Annotated in this window: 24 protein-coding genes and 1 tRNA gene; 10 read left to right on the top strand and 15 right to left on the bottom strand. The window is 67.3% G+C overall.

All coding sequences use genetic code 11. The annotated features are described in order from the left end of the window. Positions 1-29 precede the first annotated feature (29 nt). The 3 genes from DIZ26_RS15715 to DIZ26_RS15705 all read right to left on the bottom strand — a co-directional run bounded on the left by DIZ26_RS15715 (position 30) and on the right by DIZ26_RS15705 (position 2,178). Entirely contained in the window at positions 30-581 is a 552-nt protein-coding gene (locus DIZ26_RS15715; RefSeq protein WP_112241850.1) for a dihydrofolate reductase family protein, read from the bottom strand. Positions 582-716: 135 nt separating this feature from the next. Beyond that, the gene (locus tag DIZ26_RS15710; protein WP_112241848.1) at positions 717-1,553 is read right to left on the bottom strand and encodes a hypothetical protein; all 837 of its coding nucleotides are present in this window, start codon (positions 1,551-1,553) and stop codon (positions 717-719) included. Between the two features lie 549 nt (positions 1,554-2,102). After that, positions 2,103-2,178 (bottom strand) — tRNA-Arg (locus tag DIZ26_RS15705). Positions 2,179-2,417: 239 nt separating this feature from the next. Between DIZ26_RS15705 and DIZ26_RS15700 the strand changes: the two genes are divergently transcribed. Continuing rightward, positions 2,418-2,972, top strand: coding sequence for a hypothetical protein (locus tag DIZ26_RS15700; protein WP_112241847.1), 555 nt, complete (start codon positions 2,418-2,420; stop codon positions 2,970-2,972). A gap of 3 nt (positions 2,973-2,975) precedes the next feature. Here the strand turns inward: DIZ26_RS15700 and DIZ26_RS15695 are convergent, their stop codons facing one another. After that, positions 2,976-3,434: a cupin domain-containing protein gene (locus DIZ26_RS15695; RefSeq protein ID WP_112241845.1), complete on the bottom strand. Its 459-nt coding sequence runs from the start codon at positions 3,432-3,434 to the stop codon at positions 2,976-2,978. Between the two features lie 119 nt (positions 3,435-3,553). On the opposite strand from DIZ26_RS15695, the gene DIZ26_RS15690 reads away from it, so the two are divergent. Next, the gene (locus tag DIZ26_RS15690; protein WP_198676114.1) at positions 3,554-4,138 is read left to right on the top strand and encodes a hypothetical protein; all 585 of its coding nucleotides are present in this window, start codon (positions 3,554-3,556) and stop codon (positions 4,136-4,138) included. Beyond that, positions 4,135-5,340 (top strand): hypothetical protein, encoded by a 1,206-nt coding sequence (locus DIZ26_RS15685; RefSeq protein WP_112241841.1) that lies wholly within the window; start codon positions 4,135-4,137, stop codon positions 5,338-5,340. Before DIZ26_RS15690 ends, DIZ26_RS15685 begins: the two co-directional genes overlap by 4 nt. A gap of 6 nt (positions 5,341-5,346) precedes the next feature. Here DIZ26_RS15685 and DIZ26_RS15680 read toward each other — a convergent pair whose 3' ends face one another. Further along, entirely contained in the window at positions 5,347-6,018 is a 672-nt protein-coding gene (locus tag DIZ26_RS15680; RefSeq protein ID WP_112241839.1) for a DUF1707 SHOCT-like domain-containing protein, read from the bottom strand. A gap of 140 nt (positions 6,019-6,158) precedes the next feature. On the opposite strand from DIZ26_RS15680, the gene fgd reads away from it, so the two are divergent. Both fgd and DIZ26_RS15670 read left to right on the top strand, forming a co-directional pair. After that, positions 6,159-7,163: a glucose-6-phosphate dehydrogenase (coenzyme-F420) gene (fgd, locus tag DIZ26_RS15675; protein WP_112241837.1), complete on the top strand. Its 1,005-nt coding sequence runs from the start codon at positions 6,159-6,161 to the stop codon at positions 7,161-7,163. 48 nt (positions 7,164-7,211) lie between these two features. Next, positions 7,212-7,967, top strand: a complete 756-nt coding sequence (locus tag DIZ26_RS15670; RefSeq protein WP_112241835.1) for a GNAT family N-acetyltransferase — start codon at positions 7,212-7,214, stop codon at positions 7,965-7,967. On the opposite strand, the gene DIZ26_RS15665 is transcribed toward DIZ26_RS15670, so the two are convergent. Continuing rightward, the gene (locus DIZ26_RS15665; RefSeq protein WP_112242169.1) at positions 7,945-8,457 is read right to left on the bottom strand and encodes a methylated-DNA--[protein]-cysteine S-methyltransferase; all 513 of its coding nucleotides are present in this window, start codon (positions 8,455-8,457) and stop codon (positions 7,945-7,947) included. The two genes, DIZ26_RS15670 and DIZ26_RS15665, sit on opposite strands and share 23 nt — an antisense overlap. A gap of 79 nt (positions 8,458-8,536) precedes the next feature. On the opposite strand from DIZ26_RS15665, the gene DIZ26_RS15660 reads away from it, so the two are divergent. Continuing rightward, a complete protein-coding gene (locus DIZ26_RS15660; RefSeq protein WP_112241833.1) occupies positions 8,537-9,094 on the top strand; it encodes a molybdenum cofactor biosysynthesis protein in 558 nt (185 codons plus the stop codon). A 51-nt stretch (positions 9,095-9,145) separates the two neighbouring features. After that, positions 9,146-9,730 (top strand): acetyltransferase, encoded by a 585-nt coding sequence (locus DIZ26_RS15655; RefSeq protein WP_112241831.1) that lies wholly within the window; start codon positions 9,146-9,148, stop codon positions 9,728-9,730. Positions 9,731-9,751: 21 nt separating this feature from the next. Here DIZ26_RS15655 and DIZ26_RS15650 read toward each other — a convergent pair whose 3' ends face one another. Continuing rightward, positions 9,752-10,291: a GNAT family N-acetyltransferase gene (locus DIZ26_RS15650; protein ID WP_112241829.1), complete on the bottom strand. Its 540-nt coding sequence runs from the start codon at positions 10,289-10,291 to the stop codon at positions 9,752-9,754. A gap of 80 nt (positions 10,292-10,371) precedes the next feature. Between DIZ26_RS15650 and DIZ26_RS15645 the strand changes: the two genes are divergently transcribed. Next, the gene (locus DIZ26_RS15645) at positions 10,372-11,139 is read left to right on the top strand and encodes an SDR family NAD(P)-dependent oxidoreductase (protein WP_112241827.1); all 768 of its coding nucleotides are present in this window, start codon (positions 10,372-10,374) and stop codon (positions 11,137-11,139) included. Between the two features lie 16 nt (positions 11,140-11,155). Here DIZ26_RS15645 and DIZ26_RS15640 read toward each other — a convergent pair whose 3' ends face one another. The 4 genes from DIZ26_RS15640 to DIZ26_RS15625 form a co-directional block, all read right to left on the bottom strand. Then, positions 11,156-11,761, bottom strand: a complete 606-nt coding sequence (locus DIZ26_RS15640; protein WP_112241821.1) for an FMN reductase — start codon at positions 11,759-11,761, stop codon at positions 11,156-11,158. Continuing rightward, on the bottom strand, positions 11,758-12,888 hold the full coding sequence (locus tag DIZ26_RS15635; protein WP_112241819.1) for an LLM class flavin-dependent oxidoreductase: 1,131 nt from the start codon (positions 12,886-12,888) through the stop codon (positions 11,758-11,760). The genes DIZ26_RS15640 and DIZ26_RS15635 overlap by 4 nt, the downstream gene beginning before the upstream one ends. Before the next feature lie 127 nt (positions 12,889-13,015). Further along, a complete protein-coding gene (locus tag DIZ26_RS15630) occupies positions 13,016-13,372 on the bottom strand; it encodes a tetratricopeptide repeat protein (RefSeq protein ID WP_112241817.1) in 357 nt (118 codons plus the stop codon). 51 nt (positions 13,373-13,423) lie between these two features. Then, a complete protein-coding gene (locus tag DIZ26_RS15625) occupies positions 13,424-14,299 on the bottom strand; it encodes an aldo/keto reductase (protein ID WP_112241815.1) in 876 nt (291 codons plus the stop codon). A gap of 112 nt (positions 14,300-14,411) precedes the next feature. Here DIZ26_RS15625 and DIZ26_RS15620 point away from each other — a divergent pair, with 112 nt between their 5' ends. Then, positions 14,412-15,110, top strand: coding sequence for a helix-turn-helix transcriptional regulator (locus DIZ26_RS15620; RefSeq protein ID WP_112241813.1), 699 nt, complete (start codon positions 14,412-14,414; stop codon positions 15,108-15,110). Here DIZ26_RS15620 and DIZ26_RS15615 read toward each other — a convergent pair. Further along, a complete protein-coding gene (locus DIZ26_RS15615) occupies positions 15,088-15,480 on the bottom strand; it encodes a VOC family protein (RefSeq protein ID WP_112241811.1) in 393 nt (130 codons plus the stop codon). The two genes, DIZ26_RS15620 and DIZ26_RS15615, sit on opposite strands and share 23 nt — an antisense overlap. A 91-nt stretch (positions 15,481-15,571) precedes the next feature. After that, the gene (locus DIZ26_RS15610) at positions 15,572-17,152 is read right to left on the bottom strand and encodes an alkaline phosphatase D family protein (protein WP_112241809.1); all 1,581 of its coding nucleotides are present in this window, start codon (positions 17,150-17,152) and stop codon (positions 15,572-15,574) included. A 120-nt stretch (positions 17,153-17,272) separates the two neighbouring features. Between DIZ26_RS15610 and DIZ26_RS15605 the strand changes: the two genes are divergently transcribed. Beyond that, positions 17,273-17,761 (top strand): GNAT family N-acetyltransferase, encoded by a 489-nt coding sequence (locus DIZ26_RS15605; RefSeq protein WP_112241807.1) that lies wholly within the window; start codon positions 17,273-17,275, stop codon positions 17,759-17,761. A 96-nt stretch (positions 17,762-17,857) separates the two neighbouring features. Here the strand turns inward: DIZ26_RS15605 and DIZ26_RS15600 are convergent, their stop codons facing one another. Together DIZ26_RS15600 and DIZ26_RS15595 are read right to left on the bottom strand one after the other, a co-directional pair. Beyond that, on the bottom strand, positions 17,858-19,015 hold the full coding sequence (locus DIZ26_RS15600; protein WP_198676113.1) for a hypothetical protein: 1,158 nt from the start codon (positions 19,013-19,015) through the stop codon (positions 17,858-17,860). Next, on the bottom strand, positions 19,015-19,548 hold the full coding sequence (locus DIZ26_RS15595; protein WP_112241804.1) for a DUF4365 domain-containing protein: 534 nt from the start codon (positions 19,546-19,548) through the stop codon (positions 19,015-19,017). Before DIZ26_RS15595 ends, DIZ26_RS15600 begins: the two co-directional genes overlap by 1 nt. Positions 19,549-19,608: the final 60 nt, after the last annotated feature.

Below are 19,608 nucleotides of genomic sequence, written 5' to 3'. Positions count from 1 at the left end.
ACGCCTCCCCAAACCGGCCTGGCGCTGATTCAGCGGCGGACGCGGTAGCGGATGTGGGTGGCCTGCGGGGTGTCGATGACGCGGATGATGTCCAGGGTGACGAGCGAGGGCAGCAGGTCGAAGAGTCGGCGGCCGGCGCCGAGTAGCACCGGGATGTGATGGATCTGCACCTCGTCGAGCACGCCTGCCTCGATGGCACGCTGCGCGACGTATCCGCCGCGTACCTGGACGTCCCGGTCTCCGGCGGCGGCCTTCGCCTGCGCCATGGCGCTTTCGATGCCGTCGGTCACGTAGGTCACCAACGGGTAGTTCCAGCGGGCGGCTGGGCCCGGTGGCCGGTGACTGGGCACGAAGATCGGGGCGCCGTTGTGGTCGCCGCCCCAGTGATCCATGAGTTCGGCGGTCCGCCGTCCTGCGAGGATGGCACCGGCGGCGTTCCACTCGGCTTCGAATTGTGCGGCAGGTCCGCCGGCTGCGAACCAGTCGTGGAGCAGTTCGCCGTTCTCCCCGCCGAGGAAATCGTCGGGATCGGCGATGTACCCGTCGAGCGACATCGACATGTCGAGAATGGATGTAGACACTTCAACCTCCTGTGATCTGAAACCAACCGGCCACCTGTAGGCGCCATCTGCCTACGCGTCGAACGACCGACCCCGAATTCGACATGAGGCCGGCTGCCGCAGCCCGGGTGCCGAGTTGGCAAGGTCTCGGCCGGGTCATGCAGGTGGGACAGGGACCTGCCAGACAGTGATCGGGGGGCCGGTGCTGACCTCGTTGGTGATGGCGAGTTCAGGCAGCGCAGGGAAGCCCAGATCCAGCGCGCAGGCGCAGTTGGGGCTGGAGCGCCGGTTGCTGCGCCAGAGCACCTTCCCGTTCGGAGCCTGGACGAGAAGTTCGCCGAGCGTGGTGAGCGCTGCCCGCGAGCCGGGCACGCTCGTCCGGGTCTGCCAGACAACCTTCGACCCGTGGCGCAGTACTAGGTTGCCGTTGGTCTGCATCGCCAGCACGCGCCAAGGACGGGTGCCGGAAAAGGTGTACCCCACGCGAATACTGTGGTTGCTGGCCAGCACGGTGTTGGACCTCATCCAGCACTGCCCGGAGGCGGACTGCCAGAGGATCTTCCAGTTGGCTGTGTAGAGGACGAGGTCGCCGGTGCGGGTGAGCATGAGGTATTTGCCGCCCCGTCCGGCTGTGTTGGAGTGCCACACCACGCCGGCGCCGGGGACGACCAGCTGGAAGTCTCCGGCATTGGTCAAGCCCACGTACGACGAGTTTGTCGACGGATGCGGAGTGTTCACTTCCCAGCAGGAGCGGCTGGTGACGATCTGGCGCGGGCCGTTCAAGGTCCCCTGCTGGTCCACAGAGAACGAGTTCGGCTTGACCACGAACCAGTAGTCCCCGTTCGGCACCCAGGAATCCACGACCCGCTTCTGGCCGGCGCTCATCAGCAGCACCGACGTGGTCGCTGCCGAGGCGGGCGCGGATTGGACAACCCCGCCGAACAGCGCGACAACACCGGCCAGCAACAACGCCCCAAGTCGTGCACGTCTCATGAACGTTCCTCCCCATTCTCGGGCGGAACGTAGCACCTCATGCGGTCAATGAAGACTGTTGCGGTCAGCAGCAAAGGCTTCTAGACCCCGATGCCCTTGCGAAAGAGGTAACCGCTGGTCTGGAGACTCACCGGCTGGTGTGGGCGTAGCGAATGGCGCCCGAGGCAACTGGATCAGCCTCCGGCCTCGGCGAGGACGTTTGTGGGCACTGCAGACGGTCGAGAGGGCCAGCTGCTTCGAGACTCATTGCGCAGCTGAGATGCTCCGGGGCATCTTGCCGAGGCGACGGTGCAAGGCGTTCGCGGGCGGGCGTTCGGCGGCTCGCGTGCTGGGAGAGCTGGTCGGCGGTACGGGGCTCTGTTTGGAATGACCCGGCCGGTGAGATGCCGGTGCTGTCATTGAGGGTGCGTCAGCACGCGACCCCGGGTGGGTGGGAGGAGCTGCGAGAGCGCGACGGAGGAGCGCGGCGCTAGTGGCGACGTGGGGGAACCCCAGTTGCCGGGAAACACAAAAGCCCAGGTCATCCACCTGAATGACTTGGGCTTGTGCTGGCGCGCTCGGAGGGATTCGAACCCCCAACCTTCTGATCCGTAGTCAGATGCTCTATCCGTTGAGCTACGAGCGCCGGACAACGTCGAAAACGATACACGGAGGGATGGATTTGGTGGTAATCGGGGGCTGGGGTGGGCGGCGTACGTGCGGGCAGGCAGTGGTGGGAGGGGCGGGCGGGTGGTGTGGGTCACTCACGCTCGGGGTGTGGGCTCGGCTGGGCGGATGGGCGGAGACTGCCTGGCTGGGTGGATGGGCGGCGCGTCTTGTGGGAGTTGGGGGTGGGGTGGGTGGGGGAGCAATAGCATCCGGGGTATGGGACTTGAGGAGTTGTTGGGTGGGCGGGATCTGGGGGATGTGAAGAAGGCGGTCGGGTTCGTGATGGAGAACTCCGACGACTTCGAGAAGGTGCTGAAGTTGGTGAGGGGGTTGCCGGATGACGCGCTGGGGTTCATCGGGCGGTTGCCGGAGTTGATGAAGGCGATCGGGTCGGGGCTGGCCGATGCTGGGGAGCAGGCGGCCAAGGCGGCCACAGCGCTGGTCGGGGATGACGGCGAGGGTGGTGCCAGGCGGGCCTTGAGTGGGAGTGCCGAGACCATGAGTGCCGCCAAGGACAAGCTGAAGGATGCCGCTGGCATGTTGGCCGGGCTCGCTGGGGAGCTGGACAAGATTCCGGGGATCGGGGATGCGGCGGCCAAGCGGCTGAACGACGGGAGCGGGCAGATCGGCGGGGTCGCGACCGAGATCGAGAGCCTGGCGGGAAATCTGAATGACTTGTCAGGAATTTTGTCGAGCGTCGGAGAAGCTCTGTCCGGCCTGGGAAGCAAGCTCAGCGAGTCCGGCGGTTCGGTCAAAACGCTGATGGGCTGACGTCTACGGCCAAGGGGTCGTTTGCTGTTTGCCCCGGAGTTCCTTCAGCAGTTCTGGCGTGATGGGTGTGCCCGCGGCCGCTTCGGCGGCGATTTCTCGGAAGTAGTTCTCGTAGCCGGCGGGCGTGAAGATCGTGGTCAGGGTGGCCGGCTCAGTGGTCGCGTTGCGGTAGCCGTGGGGGCGGCCTCGGGGTACGGAGACCGAGCCGCCGGCCTCCATCGTCAGGACGCCGTCGGCTGTGTCGAACGTGACCTCGCCGGACGTGACGAGGAAGTACTCCTCGTGGGCGTGGTGGATGTGCGGAGCGGCGCCGAGGGCTCCGGGCGCGAGGACCGACTCGACGACCGAGAGCGCGCCGGCGGTCTGCTCGCCGGAGATGCGGACGGTGAAGACGCCGAACGGCAGGTTCAGTACTTCGCCGTCGCCGGGCCGGCCCGGGACGATCTCGGGGAAGGCGGTCACCCGGGCAGCATAAGCAGAAACCGTCAGCAGAAATCGTGGGAACCGGCCGCAGGGGAACCTCGTCCAACGCGCCATGGTGCGTAGGCAGGAAGGACCTCTTCGTGGCTAGGGTCTCGACCATGGCGAGCCGACTGGTCCGGAGAACAGCGATAGCGGCAGGGATCGCGGTGGTCGCCGGCCTCGCGCTCGGGTTCGCGGCGGGAAAGCCGGTCGACCCCAAGGACATCCTGCCCGCGCGGCAGCTGCCCGCCGATCTGTGTGCCCGGATCGGCGACGTCTCCAGCCTGTTGCCCAAGGCATCCAATGGCAAGACTCCCGAGCTGGTGAAGACCGGCAGCACCTCGATACGGTGCTCGGTGAAGGCGGACGAGGGCGCGCAGACGACGTACAGCTCGGCGACGCTCGACATCACCGTCACGCCGTACGCCGGGAGGGACGGCGGCGCGGGGAATCCACCGCTGAAGCCCGCGCAGGTCGCGCGCCAGGTGTTCGAGCGGCGGGCGATGACTCCGGACCCTGAGCGGAGCAACGTGAAGCGGGTGACGCGGGCCGCGACCGGCGGGCAGAGCTGGACGGTGACCCTCGTGGAGTTGCACGCCGATCTGATCGTCCAGGTGGACTACGCCGCCCAGCCGATCGAACGGCAAGCCGCCGAATCCGCTGCCCTGACCATGGCCGACCGGGCGATCTGGGAGGCGAAGTGAACAACCCGCCGCAGATCCCGGGGTACCAGTTCGACCAGCGACTGCTGGTGCATCCACTCGCCGAAATCTGGCGCGGTCGTTCCTTCACCGGTATGGAGGTCGTCGCGCTGGTGCTCAGTACTACGGGCGCCGCCGACCCGCAGGTCCGCGAGCGACTCGGCCGGTCGAGCCGCGGCGCCGCGCTCGATCCCCAGCAGCAAGAGACGCCGCTGTGGGCCGCGAACCTCAACAGCGACCTCCCGTACGCGATCACCCAGCTCGTCCCGGGACAGTCCGGCGCCGAACGCCTCCTCGACCCACTGGACGGCCTGCTCGGCAACGACGAGCACTCACTCGACGCAGTACGCAGCCAACTCGCCCACTACGGCGCCACCCCACCAGCCGACCCGCCACCCGCCGGTACGACGAACTCGGCAGCACCTGGTACTTCGGCAGCACCTGGTACTGCGGACGCCGCACCCCCGGTCGGCAAGGTGGAACTGGCGCGCGAGTATCGCCGCAAGCTCGGTCCCTGGGTCTACGCCGTCGTCGTGCTCATCGTCCTGATCGTGTTCACGGTGACCTACTCGATCGGCGCCGCTGTCGGCAGCGCGGTCAAGGATGAGCCGGCCGCGGAACCGGTCGTCGCGGCGGTCCAGCCGTCAGCGCTCCCCTCGCAGGTCCTCCTGCCGGGCGTCACCAAGGTCGCCTCCGCCCCCTACATCCCGCCGGGCTCGGAGCCGGGGCTGCTGGGCGAGACGTATCCGCCCGGCGCCGACGTACAGGTCGTCAACCAGCTCGATCTGCCGTTCTCGTTCGGCTGGCCGCGGCCGCCGGAGGTGAAACTGCTCGGCGAGTCGAGTACGACGCTGTATCGCCGAGTGCAGACCGAGCCGCCGCCCGACTCCGGAGGTCGAACCGCGTCGCCGCTGGTCGCGCAGATCGCTGTCCGGCAGTGCCGGGATCTGGCCGGCTGTTTGTCGGTCCGGTCGGCGTTCGACGCGGACTGGACGAAGGAGTTCAAGGCGCCGGCGCCTCGGACCGCCAAGGACGTGCGCACGTGGTACACGGTCTCCAGCACCACGCCGTACAAGCTGGTGATGACGCGGGCGTACAGCAACGCAGGTCGCTGGTGGCTGGTCGGTGTCGCGGTCAGCGCGATCCCGGACGAGGTGCCGTCGGCGCAAATGGTCCTCAACGACATCTGGCACCAGACCAACTGAGCCTGCCTACTCCTCCGCGTCGAGCTGCTTGCGCTCCTTGCGTTCGGCCTTCAGCCGCTTGCGCTCGGCCTTGGTCACTTTGCGCTCCACGCTGACGCCACCCCAGAAGGCGAAGCCGGTGACCACGACGCGCGGTCCGTCCGGCGGACCCGTGCCGGATTTGCTGTGGTCGAAGCCGCCCATCACGCCGATGCCGCGGACCTCCAGGGCCACGTCCGGCGGTACGACGACCTTCACACCACCCATCACCGCGAACGCCCGGATGACCGTCTCGGCGGCCTCGAACCGCGCCTCGCGCAGATCGATCCGGCCGCCGCCCATGATCGCGACCGAGGTGAACCGGCGCGCGATCGTCCAGACTCCCTTGCGGTCGAAGGCGCCGAAGATGCCGATCCCGGTGCGCGAGGTCGGCGTGCCACCGATCCGCCCCGGCTGGGAAACGGTCGCACCGACCGGAGACGGCGCCGGGAGGTCGTGGACGACCTGCTCGAGTTCGCCATGGGTCCGGGCCGCATGAGCTTCCTCCAGCCGCGCCTCGAACTCGGTGAGCTGGAGCCGTCCCTCCACCAGAGCGTCCCGCAGTACGTCGGCCACCCGCTCGCGGTCGGCGTCGGAGGCGCGCAGTTCGGGGCGCGGTTGCTCGGCGGGCGAGCCGGGATCGGAGGGGGCGGAGACCATGGAGCAAGGGTAGGCAGGAAGGGGTCGCCCGGCACCGTCGTAGTGTTCGAGGGGTCGATTCCTTTCCGGGTTCGGGTTGGTCGGAACATCGACGGGTCCGGCCGGGTTGAGGCCAGACAGACGACTAGTTGGGAGCACAGGTGAGCATTCGCATCGGGTACAAGGCGTCGGCGGAGCAGTTCGGGCCGCGGGATCTCGTCGAGTACGCGGTCCGGGCCGAAGAACTCGGACTCGACAGCGTGACGGTGTCGGACCACTTCCTGCCCTGGCGGCACGAAGGCGGCCACGCGCCGTTCGCCCTGGCGTGGATGGCGGCGGTCGGCGAGCGGACCGAGCGGGTGCTGATCGGTACGTCGGTCCTGACGCCCACGTTCCGCTACAACCCCGCGGTGATCGCGCAGGCCTTCGCGACGATGGGGCTGCTCTACCCCGGCCGGATCATGCTCGGCGTCGGCAGCGGCGAGGCGCTGAACGAGATCGCCGTCTCCGGCCGCGAGTGGCCCGAGTTCAAGGAGCGGTTCGCCCGGCTGCGCGAGGCCGTCGACCTGATCCGCGACCTGTGGACGAAGGAGGGCGTCAGCTCCGACGGGCCGTACTACAAGACCGTCGACGCCTCGATCTACGACCGCCCCGAGACCCCGGTCCAGGTGTACGTCGCGGCAGGCGGCCCGCTGGTCGCGAAGTACGCCGGACGCGTGGGCGACGGCTTCATCGCCACGTCGGGCAAGGGGATGGACCTCTACACCGAGAAGCTGATGCCGGCCGTGCGCGAAGGCGCCGAGAAGGCGGGCCGGTCGTTCGAGGACGTCGACCGGATGCTCGAGGTCAAGCTCTCCTACGACCGCGATCCCGAGCTCGCGCTGGAGAACACCCGGTTCTGGGCGCCGCTGTCGCTCACGCCCGAGCAGAAGCACAGCGTCGACAGCGCGACCGAGATGGAACGCCTCGCCGACGAACTCCCGATCGAGCAGGTGGCGAAGCGCTGGATCGTCGCCTCGAACCCTGACGAGGTGCTCGCCCAACTCCAGCCGTACCTCGACGCCGGCTTCAACCACCTCGTCGTGCACGGACCCGGGCACGACCAGGAGCGGTTCCTCACCCAGTTCACCGCGGACGTCGTACCGCTGCTGCGCAAACTTGGATAAGTATTCAAGGTGTTGCAAAAATTCAGTCTGTGCTTCTAAGATCCGAGAATGACGACTGCCGCTCGGATGGATGAATTGATGCACCGCGCCTGGCCGGTCGCGGATGTGGTGGACTTCGACGGCTGGGTGGCCCGGCGAGCAGCCGGTGTCACCCAGCGGGCGAACTCGGTGCTGCCGATCGGTGCGCCGGGGGATCTCCCGAAAGCCTTGTCCTTGGTGGAAAGCCACTATCTGAGCCAAGGGCTGGTGCCGCGCTTCCAGGTCGGGCCGGCATCGCGTCCGGACGGGCTGGACGAGGTGCTGGCCGCCCGCGGGTACGAGGTGGGGTCGCCGACGTTGGTACAGACATCCGAGATCGGCCGAGTCCTCGAACTGATCCCGGACGATGAATGGCGAGTGAATATTTCCTCGGCGCCTGATGACGACTGGACCGACCTGTGGTGGCGCGAGGACGGACATGGCGGCGACGACGCGAAGGCGATCGCGCGCGGGATCCTCACCGGCGGGCGTGCGCTCTACGGCTCGATCCGCGAGCAGGGGACGGTGACGGCGGTCGCGCGGCTGGCGCTGGTCGACGACTGGGCGGCCTTGTACTGCGTGGTGGTGGATCCGGCTTTCCGGCGGCAGGGCCGGGCGCTGGCCGTGATGCGCAAGTTGTTGCTAGAGGCAACCTCGCTCGGTTTCGGCCGAGTCTGGCTCCAGGTTGTCGCCGGCAACGAACCCGCGCGCGCCCTCTACGCCCGGCTCGGTTTCGAGACCGTCTCCAGGTACCACTACCGCTTCAGAACAGTCGCTCGGCCCTGACCGCGGCGGGTTCCTCCAGATCGAGGAGGAACTGCTTGCGCTTGAGGCCGCCGGCGTACCCGGTGAGTTTGCCGTCCTTGCCGACCACGCGGTGACACGGGACGACGATCGACAATGGGTTGCGTCCGACCGCCTGGCCGACGCGCTGCGCGAGTGCCTTGTCGCCGAGTCGCTCGGCCAGTTCGCCGTACGTCGTGGTCTCGCCGCGTGGGATCTCGTCGAGCATCACCCAGACCTGCCGCTGGAACTCGTCGCCGGCCAGCGCGATCGGGAGGTCGAATCCGTCCCGCTCGCCGGCCAGGTACTGGTTCAGCTGGCGGCAGGCCTCAGCGAGCAGCAGGTCGTCTTGCAGTTCGACCTTGGTGCCGAGGGTGGCCGGGTCGGGCTTGACCCAGTGGTGGGGGAAGTAGATCCCGGTCAATGCGCTGTCTTTGGCCACGAGCGTGAGGTCGCCCAACTGGGTGGTCGCGACCGCGTGCCGGTTGTACATCTGGATCTCCTCCGTCGTTGTGGCTTCCTGCATTGAACGCGGCGGCGACGGATCGTGTGAGGCTCAGTAGGCTCGGAGCGTGCGCATCGAGGAGGTACCGGTCGAGATCGTGGCGTTGGTCGTCTCGCCGGTGCACGCGTACGAGGGGCGGCCGAGTGACGGGCCCCAGCCGGATCCCGAGCCGATCGCGCGGGAGATGGTGACCGTCCGCGCTGGTCTGGGGCTGGTCGGCGATCGGTACTACAACCGCCCGGCCCATCGCCGCGCCGCCGTCACCGTCTTCGACGCGCAGGCGCTGGATGACCTCGCTGCCTCGGTCGGGCTGCTGGAGGTGCCCGATCCGCACTCGACCCGCCGCAACATCGCGCTGCGCGGGTTTGCTGTCGATGAGCTGGCGTCGCGTCGCAGGCCCGACGGCGGCCGGGTGAACGGCGCGATCTTCAGCCTGGACAGTGGTTCCGGTCCCGTGCGGTTCCAGGCGCATCGACCGGCCAATCCGTGCGCGTGGATGGATGTCGCCGTGGCGCCCGGAGCCTTCAAAGGCCTCCGAGGCCGAGGCGGCGTGCGGTGCGAGCCCCTCGACGACGGCGAACTCCGCCTGGGCCCCGCGACGCTCGCCATACTCACTGACCGCTAGCCACCGGAAATGCAGTTTCCGTGACGGTTTCCCTGCGGCAAGATCGCTGGGATGGATGTCGAACTGGTGCGTGACGACGACCCGCGGATCCCCTCGCTGGAGGCGGCCGGCTATCGGCTGGTGGGCGAGTCCTGGGGTGCGCGGCTGCGGAATCCGGATCGCGAGTTGCTGGAATCCGCCGTACTACGTGCGTCGGCCGCGGGGCTGGTGGTGCGCGAACTCGACTCGTCGTACGCCGAAGCGTTGTTCGTACTGGAGACGGCCAACGAGAAGGACTACCCGTACACGCCGGCCACGCATCGGGTCGTCGGTGATCTGAGCCGGACCGAGGCGCTCTGGGTAGACGGGAGGCGGGTTTTCGGTGCGTTCGACGCTTCGTTGCTGATCGCGGCAACGGTGGTTTCCGTGTTTCCGGAACGTGCGGAAACTGTGTTCACCTCCGTGCTCGGCGACTACCGCGGTCGCGGCATCGGTCAGGCGGTGAAGGCGGTGTCGATTCTTGCCTTGCTTTCCGAAGGCGTTCAGGTCTTCGGCACCGGTGGCGCCGGCATCAACGAGGCCAGTCTCGGCGCGAACCGAGCGCTCGGCTACGTGCTGGAGGAGCGTTGGCGAAGCTACGCGCCGCCGACGTCGTAGTACGGCAAGCGGGCACGGCCGTTAAGTGGTGATGGTGACCGGGCGTTGGGGTTTCGCCAGCGGGTCGGTGACGAGGCGGGCGTGGCGTTCCACGTCGTAGCGGGTGCCGTCGTAGCTGAGGCGTTCGCGCTCGACGCCCTCGCGGAGGAAGCCTGCGCTGGTCGCTACCCCGCAGGAGGCCGGGTTGTTGAGGCGGTGGCCTAGCTCGAGCCGGTAGAGGCCGGCCTCGTGGTGAGCCCAGTCGACGAGAGCTCTGAGGGCGTCCCGCGCGACGCCCTGGCTGCGGACGTCGGCGATGGTCCAGTACCAGGTCCAGCCGACCTGGTGCCGGTCGATGTTCGTCACGGCGACGCACCCGACGGGGTGGTCGTCGGCGTCCGCGACGGCGTACACGTGACCGTTGTCGAGGTCGGCGACCCGCCCGATCCAGTCGACCGCGGTCGCCCGGTCCCGGATGCCGCCCTGGTTCACCATGTCCGGATCCTGGTGTGCCGCCATCAGGCGCAACGCATCGGCCACCCGCCACCGGCGCAGCTCCAGCGTCGACACGTCATACCCCATCCGTCGAATCTACCGCCGCATCCCGCCACCCGAACCCCTCCCCGGCGTGGCTGTACGGCGGGCCGGGAGAGGATGGGGCCATGGGTTTTCTCGACTTCACGGATCAGGTTGTTCTTGTCACCGGGGCGAGTAGTGGGATCGGCGCGGCTGCCGCAGTGGGGTTCGCCGAGGCGGGCGCTGCGGTTGCGCTGCACTACCACCAGAACGCCGACGGTGCTCAGCACACGATGAACGCGGTCAGTACTGCGGGTGGGCGCGGCTCCGTTCATCAGGCTGACCTCGCCGCGCCGGCGTCGGCGGACGCGCTGGTCGACGAGGTGCTGGCGCGCTACGGGCGGATCGACGTACTGGTGAACAACGCCGGCGATCTGGTCAAGCGGTCGCCGGTGGTCGACGTACCGGATGAAGAGTTCCGCCGGATCATGGACGTCAACCTGACCTCGGTGTTCGCGATGTCGCGGCGGATCGTGCCGGTGTTCCGCAGCCAGGGCGGAGGCGCAATCGTCAACGTCACCTCGATCGCGGGCCGGCACGGCGGAGGCGGCGGCTCGGTCGTCTACGCGACCAGCAAGGGCGCCGTGAGCACGTTCACCCGCGGTCTAGCCAAAGAACTCGCCCCAGAAGGCATCCGCGTCAACGCGATCTCCCCAGGCGTCATCAACACCCCGTTCCACGACCGCCACACCGGCCAAGAACAACTCGCCGCCATGCTCACCACCATCCCGATGGGCCGCACCGGCACCCCCCACGAATGCGTAGGCACCATCCTCTACCTGGCCTCCGACCGCATGAGCAGCTACGTAACCGGCCAACTAATAGAAGTAAACGGCGGCCAACTCATGCCGTGAGCGCGTCGGCAGTCGGTCAACCGTTCAGTAGGTCTTCGAAAGGCACCGGATTGGCGTAGGGGTCCACCGGAGCGGGACGAGCGTTGCTCATGGCGTCTACTAGTTCGAGGGCTGCGCGTTCTACGCGGGAGCGGAGGGCGACGGCGTGGGGGCCCCAGTCGGAGGAGGCGGCGTAGACGCCGGTGGGGACTACAACCGCTTGTAGGTAAGCGAAAAGCGGGCGGAGCGCGTAGTCCAGGACGAGCGAGTGACGCTCGGTTCCACCGGTGGCGCCGATCAGTACGGGCTTGCCTACCAGCGCCTTGTCGTCGAGTACGTCGAAGAACATCTTGAACAACCCGTTGTACGACGCGCTGAACGTCGGCGTCACCGCGATCAACGCGTCAGCCTGTACGACGTACTCCAGCACCTCGCCGAGTTCCTTCGACGGGAAGCCGGTGAGGAGGTTGTTGGTCAGGTCGTGCGCGAGGTCGCGCAGCTCGAAGACGCGCACCTGGTACGGCGTACCGCGGCCGTCCAGGTTGTCCCGGACGGCGGCGGTCAGCTGGTCGGCGAGCAGGCGGGTCGACGACGGGGTCGTCAGGCCGGCGCTCACCACGGCGATCTTGCGTTCGGTCGTCACTTGGTCTCCTCAATGCCGGCAACCACCGGGCTGACGGTCTCGAGAGCCTGGGCACGGTCGGCGGCCGCCTTTAGGGAAGCATGTGTCGGCGCCTCCGGAACATGGGCCGGCCGCAACGAGTCGAATTCCTTACGCAGTACGGGAACGACCTCTTCGCCGAGGATGTCCATCTGCTCCAGCACCGTCTTCAACGGCAGTCCGGCGTGGTCGGCGATGAACAACTGCCGCTGGTAGTCGCCGAACTTCTCCCGGAAGGTCAGCGTCCGCTCGATGATCTCCTGCGGCGAACCGACCGACAGCGGTGTCTGCTCCATCGTGTCTTCCATCGACGGGCCGCCACCGTAGATCGGCGAGTGGTCGAAGTACGGCCTGTACTCCGTGCGCGCGTCCTGCGAGTTCTTCCGCATGAAGACCTGGCCGCCGAGTCCGACGATCGCCTGGTCCGCGGCGCCGTGCCCGTAGTGCTCGAAGCGCTGGCGGTAGTAGTTGACCAGGCGAGCAGTGTGCTCCGCCGGCCAGAAGATGTTGTTGTGGAAGAACCCGTCACCGTAGTACGCCGCCTGCTCGGCGATCTCCGGGCTGCGGATCGAACCGTGCCAGACGAACGGCGGTACGCCGTCGAGCGGCCGCGGCGTCGAGGTGAACCCTTCGAGCGGCGTACGGAACTTACCTTCCCAGCTGACCACGTCCTCGCGCCACAACCGGCGCAGCAGGGCGTAGTTCTCGATGGCCAGCGCGATGCCGTCGCGGATGTCCTGCCCGAACCACGGGTAGACCGGGCCGGTGTTGCCGCGGCCCATCATCAGGTCGACCCGGCCGTCGGCCAGGTGCTGCAGCATCGCGTAGTCCTCGGCGATCTTCACCGGGTCGTTGGTGGTGATCAGCGTGGTCGAGGTGGAGAGCAGGATGTTCGAGGTCTTGGCCGCGATGAACCCGAGCAGCGTCGTCGGTGACGACGGGACGAACGGCGGGTTGTGGTGCTCGCCGGTCGCGAACACGTCGAGGCCGATCTCCTCGGCCTTGAGGGCGACCGTGACGATCTGCTGGATCCGCTCGGCCTCGCTCAGGGTCCGGCCGCTGACCGGGTCCTTGGTCACGTCGCCGACGGTGAACACACCGAACTGCATCTGCACTCCTCGAAGTCTTGGTAGTTCAGTATTTAACTACCTTGCTCGACAGAACGCTATTCCCCGGCGTGTCATTCCCGTACGCCGCGCCGCGCGCCCGCCCGCAAGAATGCACCGAGCCCCCGCGCTACGACTGGGCGCGGAGGCTGTGGGAGGCCAGCAGCGAGTCGTCGCCGGTGAGAGCGGCGGCGATCCGGCGGTGCTTCGCGGCCTCGTCGGGACGACTGAGCCGTTCGAGCGTGCGCGCCATCATCAGGTGGGCGTAGGACTCGGTCGGAGCGCGGTCGATGACCTCTTGCAGGTGTTCAGCGGCCGGCTTGAGCAGGGCGCTGTGGAAGTAGGCGCGAGCCAGCAGCAGGCGAGTGCCGACGTCTTCCGGGGTCTCCTCGACGATGGGGAGCAGGGCCCGGATCGCGCCTCGGTAGTCCCGCTCGTCGAAGTACTGCTGACCGATTCCATAGCTCAACGCACGCATGTCTTCCATGGGCGACCCAACGCCCCGCGGTACGACCGGTATTCCGCGGGGCGCCCGGGGTCAGGAGGCGTCGAGGGCGGCGACCTGCTCGGGGGTGAGGCTCAGCTCGATCGCCGAGTAAGAGTCGCGGATGGTCTCCGGGCGGCTGGCGCCGGGGATCGGGATGACGACCGGCGACTTGGCGAGCATCCAGGCGAGCGTCAGCTTCTGCGGGCTGACGCCGAGCTCCTCGGCCAGTTGGTGGAACGCCGGGTGCTTGCTGCCCAGCTCGCCCGCCTTCGAGATGCCGCCGAGCGGCGACCAGGGCAGGAACGCGATGCCGAGCTCGTCGCACAGGTCGAGTTCCGGCTCGCTCGACCGGAAGGCCGGCGAGAACTGGTTCTGTACGGAGACGAGCCGGCCGCCGAGGATCTCGTTGGCCTGCCGGATCTGGTCCGGGTTCGCGTTCGAGATGCCGGCCATCCGGATCTTGCCCGCGTCGAGCAGGTCGCGGATCGCGCCGATCGAGTCCTCGTACGGCGTCTTCGGGTCCGGCCGGTGGAACTGGTACAGCCCGATCGCCTCGACGCCGAGCCGCTTGAGCGAGTCCTCCGCGGCCTGCTTCAGGTGCTCCGGCGAGCCGTCCTGGGTCCACGCGCCACCGCCCGGGCGAAGGTGGCCGCCCTTGGTCGCGACGAGTACGTCCGACGTGTCACCGCCGTACGTGCTGAGCGCCTTCGCGATCAGGGTCTCGTTGTGGCCGATGTCGGAGGAGTCCAGGTGGTAGGCGTCGGCGGTGTCGATCAGCGTGATGCCGGCGTCGAGGGCGGCGTGGATGGTCGCGATCGACCGGGCCTCGTCCGGCCGGCCCTCGATCGACATCGGCATGCCGCCGAGCCCGATCGCGCTGACCTGGACGTCGCCGATGCTGCGGGTGATGGGGGTATCAGTAGCCATACTCCCAACCTCCCGCACCGGAACTCAGCTTTCCAACAGTAAAAACCACTGAGAGCCAGCAGCTCACCTGCTGAATCCGCAAACTGTCGGCGGGGCTGGCTAGCTTGAGGGGGTGAATCGCACCGACCGTCTCTACGCCCTGGTCGAGGAGCTACGGGCGGTCGCGCCCCGGGCCCGGAGCGCGCGACGGCTGGCCGAGCGATTCGAAGTCAGCGTGCGCACGATCGAGCGGGACATCAGCGCCCTGCAGCAGTCGGGCGTCCCGATCTACGCCGAGACCGGCCGCACCGGCGGATACTGCCTCGACAAGGCGCGCACGCTTCCGCCGGTGAACCTGACGCCGGGCGAAGCCGTCGCGCTGGCTCTGGGCTTACGTCGACTCGGCGGTACGCCGTTCAGCTCGGTGGCGGGTTCGGCGCTGCGCAAGCTGGTCGCCGCGATGCAGACCGACGACGCCGCGGCGGCGCACGAGCTGGCTGAGCGCGTGCACATCTTCGCCGAGGACGAGCCGGCGACCGCAGTACCGCGGCTGGTGGCTGATGCACTCTCCACCCGCCGCGTCCTGCGTATCGCGTACGCCGATCGCGCCGGCGTCGTGACGACCCGCGAGATCGAGCCGCTCGGCTACGTCGGCAAGGCCACCCAGTGGTACTTGATCGCCTGGTGCCGACGACGCGATGCCGTGCGGGTCTTCCGTACCGACCGCATCACCTCAGTGACGGTCACCGCCGAGACACCCGCACCGCGTTCGCTGCGTCGAGAGGACCTCGACATCCCCGACGGGAAGCTCAGTCGGCTGGTGCTGGCCTGACCGGCGGCGTGAACACCGAGAACTGGTTGCCGGCCGGATCGAGCAGGTGCGCGAACCTCACCCCGACCGGATTGACCTGCGGCCCCCGCTGGATCTTCCCGCCGGCCGCTTCCGTCTTGCGGCAAGCCGCATCCACGTCCTCGACCAGCACGGTGAAGACGCTGTAACTGGCCAGCTCCCCCTTGGTGTCGAACAGCCCACCCCGCATCCCCTCGCCGTCGCCCGTCACGAAGAACTGGTACGCCGGATCGGTACTGATCGTGTCCTCATGCGCCACCTTCCACCCGAACACGTCCCCGTAGAACTTCTCGGCGGTCGCCGGGTCGTCGGTACCGATCTCGAACCAGGCAATGCTGTTCACCACAGCCATCTCATCCCTCTCCTTCATCGCCGGGCCTGCCCCGACCCCTCCACTCTCGAAGACCGCCGCGACAACCCCCTGTCGGTGTTTCCGCGAAACTTCAGTCCAGCTGGACGTGCGGTTCGCGGTCTTCGACCACGTAGGTGGCGCGAGTGGTGATCGGGGCGTTCGGCCGGCTGACGTACGGCAGGACACGGAAGTCGGAGCGCCACTGGTGCTTGTCAGCGGTGACGCGGACGTAGCCGCGCTGGGAGTTGAAGAACTTGAGGTGCGGGTTGGCGGCCAGGAACTGCTGACCCTGGTCGGTGGTGTCGGCACCGTCGCCGCCGCTGGTGATCGACGTACCGACGAACTCGGTACCGACCGTGGCCGAATCGGGATCGGCGAAATCGCGCTTGAGCTCGAGGGCGTAGTTCTGGTGCCGGTCGCCGGTGATCACGACCAGGTTGCGGACGCCGCTGTCCTGCGCCGCCGCGAGCACCTTGTTGCGCTCGGCAACATATCCGTCCCAGGGATCCAGCCAGACATGGGTTTCCGGGCCCGGCGTCCAGTCGGTCTGACCCATCGGGGTCTGGTTGCCGATCACTTGCCAGCGGGCGTTCGACGTACGGAAGCCGTCCAGCAGCCACTCGCGCTGCTTGCCGCCGAGCATCGTGTTGTCCGGGTCGAACCGGTCGTCGCAGGTCGACGAGTCGCCGTCGCCGCAGGGCTGGTCCGAGCGGTACTGGCGCGTGTCGAGGATGGTGAAGTCGGCCAGGCGGCCGTACGGGAGGCGCCGGTGGTACCGGATGTCCGGCCCCGAGGGCATCTGCGCGTGCCGCAGCGGCAGGTTCTCGTACATCGCCTGGAACGCCTGGGCCCGGCGCGCGCGGAAGACCACCGGGTCCTGGTCCGGCTCGGTATCGGCCTGCGACAGGTCGCCGGCCCAGTTGTTCTCCACCTCGTGATCGTCGAAGGTATGGATCCACGGGTGCGCGGCGTGCGCGGCCTGCAGTGGCGACTCGGTCTTGTAGAGGGAGTACTGCAGCCGGTAACGCGCCAGGTCGAAGGTCTCGGTGTGGAACCGCGGGTCCGTCACGACACCGCGCTTGTTGGTCTTCACGCCGGACTCGTAGAGGTAGTCGCCGAGATGCACGACGAGGTCGAGGTCCTCTTCGGCCATGTGCTGGTACGCCGTGAAGTACCCGTCCTGCCAGGCGTTGCACGAGGCGAACGCGAAGCGCAGCTCACGGGGTGAGCTGAACGGATGCGGTGTGGTCCGGGTACGGCCGACAGTCGAGACCTCACCGCCCGTGCGGAAGCGGTAGTAGTACTCGTGGTCCGGCTGCAGCCCGTTGACCTCGGGGTGGACGGAGTGGCCGAGTTCAGGGGTCGCGACGACACTCGACCGGCGAACGATGTGCCGGAACTGCTCATCGCGAGCGACCTCGTACTCCACCCGCACCGGCTTGGCCGGCATGCCGCCGCGACCGTCGACGGCGTACGGGTCGAGAGCCAGCCGCGTCCACAGCACGACACTGCTGTACTGCGGATCGCCGGACGCGACGCCCAGCGTGAACGGATTGCCGGTACCAGCCGGGGCGGCGTACGTGGTCGAGGCGTCCCAGACACCGGTCCCGAGCAGCACCGCCGCAGTACCGGCGCCTCCAAGACCAATGAACCGACGACGTGAAACAGGCATGGGGAACCCTCCGGTGAGCGGATCGGAGCCTCAGCCTCGAGTCACCAGGTGAACACCGCGGTAAACAAGTTCCACCCGCAGATGAATCCCCGGCAATCGGTGACCGGGCAGGATGAGCCCATGCAAACCGACGACCGAATCCGCCGCGCCCGCCCGACCGACGCACCGGCAATCGCCGACCTCGTCCACGGCCTGGCCGAGTACGAACGGGCCCCGGACGAGTGCCGCCTGACCCCCGAACAGTTGTCGACGGCACTCTTCGGCCCGACGCCCGCCGTCTTCTGCCACGTCGCGTCGGCCGAGCCGGGCGGCGAGGTGGTCGGCTGCGCGATCTGGTTCCTCAACTTCTCCACGTGGCGCGGCGTCCACGGCATCTACCTGGAAGACCTTTTCGTCAACCCACAACACCGCGGCTCCGGCCTCGGCAAGGCGCTCCTCACCGCCCTCGCCCAGGAATGCGTCACCAACAACTACGAACGCCTCGAATGGTCCGTCCTCAACTGGAACACCCCCGCCATCGACTTCTACAAGTCCCTCGGCGCGCTCCCCCAAGAGGAATGGACCACCTATCGCCTCACCGACACAGCTCTGACAGCAATGGGGTCGTGATCGCCACGGGTACTCGCGTGCTTGCCTACTACCTTGCCTGGCTCAGTCCACTGGTCGGCGGAGACGATGCGGCATAGCCGGTGGCTGGTTCGCAGATCAGGACGGCGGCGATGACTGCACCGCGAAGCTGCGGAGACTTGTGATCCTGCGGCGGTTGCCGACTCGAGACACGTCGCCGGTCGCCCGAACAATTGCCCGATCTTCATGTGCGCGTACCGCAAGCGCATAGTCCTCGTCTGACAGCTCAACCCAGAAGTGTCCGAACTGTTCTTCCCAGTCCTCCTCCATGACGCCAGCGATGGTCACCTCACCCGGGCGGAGACGACTCTCGCGGACGAGCCTCACGACAGTGCCTTGGATGGTGACGTTCTCGCGGGGCGCACGATTGCGGAAGTCGCGCGCAGCGTCTTGGATGACGTCGATTTCGGCCGGTTCGAATGCGATCCGGCTAGTGGGCGGGCCAGCGTTGGTTGCCGCCCAAGTGAAGTCCACACTGTAGGGGAGACGCGAGGCGGAGGCAGTTTCTACCAGACCCTCGCAGAGGTTCGCCGAGACGCCTGGCGATGGGTTGTCGCCAAAGGCCTCGGCAATCGATGTGCCCTGAACGACAGATTGCGCGGCGTCTTTGACAGTCGAGGTGGCTCGATAGAGCGTCAGAGTGACCTTGCGGCCGAAGTCAACCGTGAATTCCCCAGAGTCTTCGTACTCCAGGGGAAGTGAGGTGGCGCCCCGCTGTCCAACAGGTGTGATGACATTCCAAATGAAGCTTCCCTCGGAAGGAGCTGCCAGCTTGGATTCCTGCATGAAGGTGGATACAGATCCACCCCAGCGGGTGGGCAGAACCAGTTGGTGTTGACCCAGTGCGGTAGCGATCGCTCCGCTTAGTACCCATTTCTTGATGCCGGCGAGTGAATCGCTGCCGTCCGCGAGTGCGACTGTTCCCGGTTCGCCCGCAGGGGCCAGGCGGAGTCTCTGTACGTCATAGCTCGCGTGGGTGACGTCGAACAGAACCTCGCTCTCCGACCGTCCCTGCAGTTGCGAGAGGACACGGAGAGTCTGCGCTACTCGGCTTGCATACCCCTTCATCTGGGCACTACGCGGAAGCCAGATGGTCTCGTCACTGCGGTCCGTTATCCACTCGGTTCCGCCCGGTTCTCTGATTGCTGGGGTCCACCCGGCTGCAGCCAGGTAGGTCGCCCAGTCATCGGGAGGACTGGCAGTCAACGCTTCGTTGTCGGTCACGTGGACTTCCATCACGCAACCTCCTCGTAGTTGCGGCTGACCAAAGCCAGCAGCGTTGTCGGTGTCAGCAGATTAGTGCAGGGCACAGACACTGTGAGACTCTGCTGATCGTCGTCAATGACGGGCGGCCCCATAAGATCGGCCCAGTATGCCTGCCGATTCAGCGCGAGACAGTCCTCGCCGGGGACAGCCCACGATGCCATGTCAGTCGGGACGACGACCAAGATGAGGTACCGACGGATGTCCAGCTCGACACCGACCGTTCCAGTGAGCGCCAAGTAGTCCGGCCTGCGCAGGGAGTACCTGATGACGCCGTCGTGGTATCCGGCGGCTGCTGTCGTCTTGACCTGGAACTCAGCGCGCGTTCTCGACCGATGTCGATCTGTGGCAACTTTCGAAACGAGAAGATCCACGCCTTCCGGCTCCGGCTCTTCCTTTGACACTCTGAGCCCGATGGACGCCGCCATAGCTCGGACATAAGCCTCGCCGTAATTGCCTTGAAGCCGAGAATTATGCCCCCTTGTGACGTTGTCAGAAGGCGGCATCGATACTCCGTGTCCTCGGCGGAAAACGTTCTGTAAGCATGCCAGCGGTGACGGTTTGTA

It is taken from the genome of Kribbella monticola (assembly GCF_003261635.1).
GTDB lineage: Bacteria > Actinomycetota > Actinomycetes > Propionibacteriales > Kribbellaceae > Kribbella > Kribbella monticola.
This window is presented reverse-complemented; position numbering and strand designations above follow the sequence as displayed.

What these genes read in the sequence shown, in the direction of transcription:
- DIZ26_RS15710 (WP_112241848.1), bottom strand. Translation starts at nt 1,553, where the DNA reads ATGAGACGTGCACGACTTGGGGCGTTGTTGCTGGCCGGTGTTGTCGCG.
- DIZ26_RS15700 (WP_112241847.1), top strand. Translation starts at nt 2,418, where the DNA reads ATGGGACTTGAGGAGTTGTTGGGTGGGCGGGATCTGGGGGATGTGAAG.
- DIZ26_RS15690 (WP_198676114.1), top strand. Translation starts at nt 3,554, where the DNA reads ATGGCGAGCCGACTGGTCCGGAGAACAGCGATAGCGGCAGGGATCGCG.
- DIZ26_RS15680 (WP_112241839.1), bottom strand. Translation starts at nt 6,018, where the DNA reads ATGGTCTCCGCCCCCTCCGATCCCGGCTCGCCCGCCGAGCAACCGCGC.
- DIZ26_RS15670 (WP_112241835.1), top strand. Translation starts at nt 7,212, where the DNA reads ATGACGACTGCCGCTCGGATGGATGAATTGATGCACCGCGCCTGGCCG.
- DIZ26_RS15665 (WP_112242169.1), bottom strand. Translation starts at nt 8,457, where the DNA reads ATGTACAACCGGCACGCGGTCGCGACCACCCAGTTGGGCGACCTCACG.
- DIZ26_RS15655 (WP_112241831.1), top strand. Translation starts at nt 9,146, where the DNA reads ATGGATGTCGAACTGGTGCGTGACGACGACCCGCGGATCCCCTCGCTG.
- DIZ26_RS15650 (WP_112241829.1), bottom strand. Translation starts at nt 10,291, where the DNA reads ATGGGGTATGACGTGTCGACGCTGGAGCTGCGCCGGTGGCGGGTGGCC.
- DIZ26_RS15645 (WP_112241827.1), top strand. Translation starts at nt 10,372, where the DNA reads ATGGGTTTTCTCGACTTCACGGATCAGGTTGTTCTTGTCACCGGGGCG.
- DIZ26_RS15635 (WP_112241819.1), bottom strand. Translation starts at nt 12,888, where the DNA reads ATGCAGTTCGGTGTGTTCACCGTCGGCGACGTGACCAAGGACCCGGTC.
- DIZ26_RS15630 (WP_112241817.1), bottom strand. Translation starts at nt 13,372, where the DNA reads ATGGAAGACATGCGTGCGTTGAGCTATGGAATCGGTCAGCAGTACTTC.
- DIZ26_RS15625 (WP_112241815.1), bottom strand. Translation starts at nt 14,299, where the DNA reads ATGGCTACTGATACCCCCATCACCCGCAGCATCGGCGACGTCCAGGTC.
- DIZ26_RS15615 (WP_112241811.1), bottom strand. Translation starts at nt 15,480, where the DNA reads ATGGCTGTGGTGAACAGCATTGCCTGGTTCGAGATCGGTACCGACGAC.
- DIZ26_RS15610 (WP_112241809.1), bottom strand. Translation starts at nt 17,152, where the DNA reads ATGCCTGTTTCACGTCGTCGGTTCATTGGTCTTGGAGGCGCCGGTACT.
- DIZ26_RS15605 (WP_112241807.1), top strand. Translation starts at nt 17,273, where the DNA reads ATGCAAACCGACGACCGAATCCGCCGCGCCCGCCCGACCGACGCACCG.
- DIZ26_RS15600 (WP_198676113.1), bottom strand. Translation starts at nt 19,015, where the DNA reads ATGGAAGTCCACGTGACCGACAACGAAGCGTTGACTGCCAGTCCTCCC.
- DIZ26_RS15595 (WP_112241804.1), bottom strand. Translation starts at nt 19,548, where the DNA reads ATGCCGCCTTCTGACAACGTCACAAGGGGGCATAATTCTCGGCTTCAA.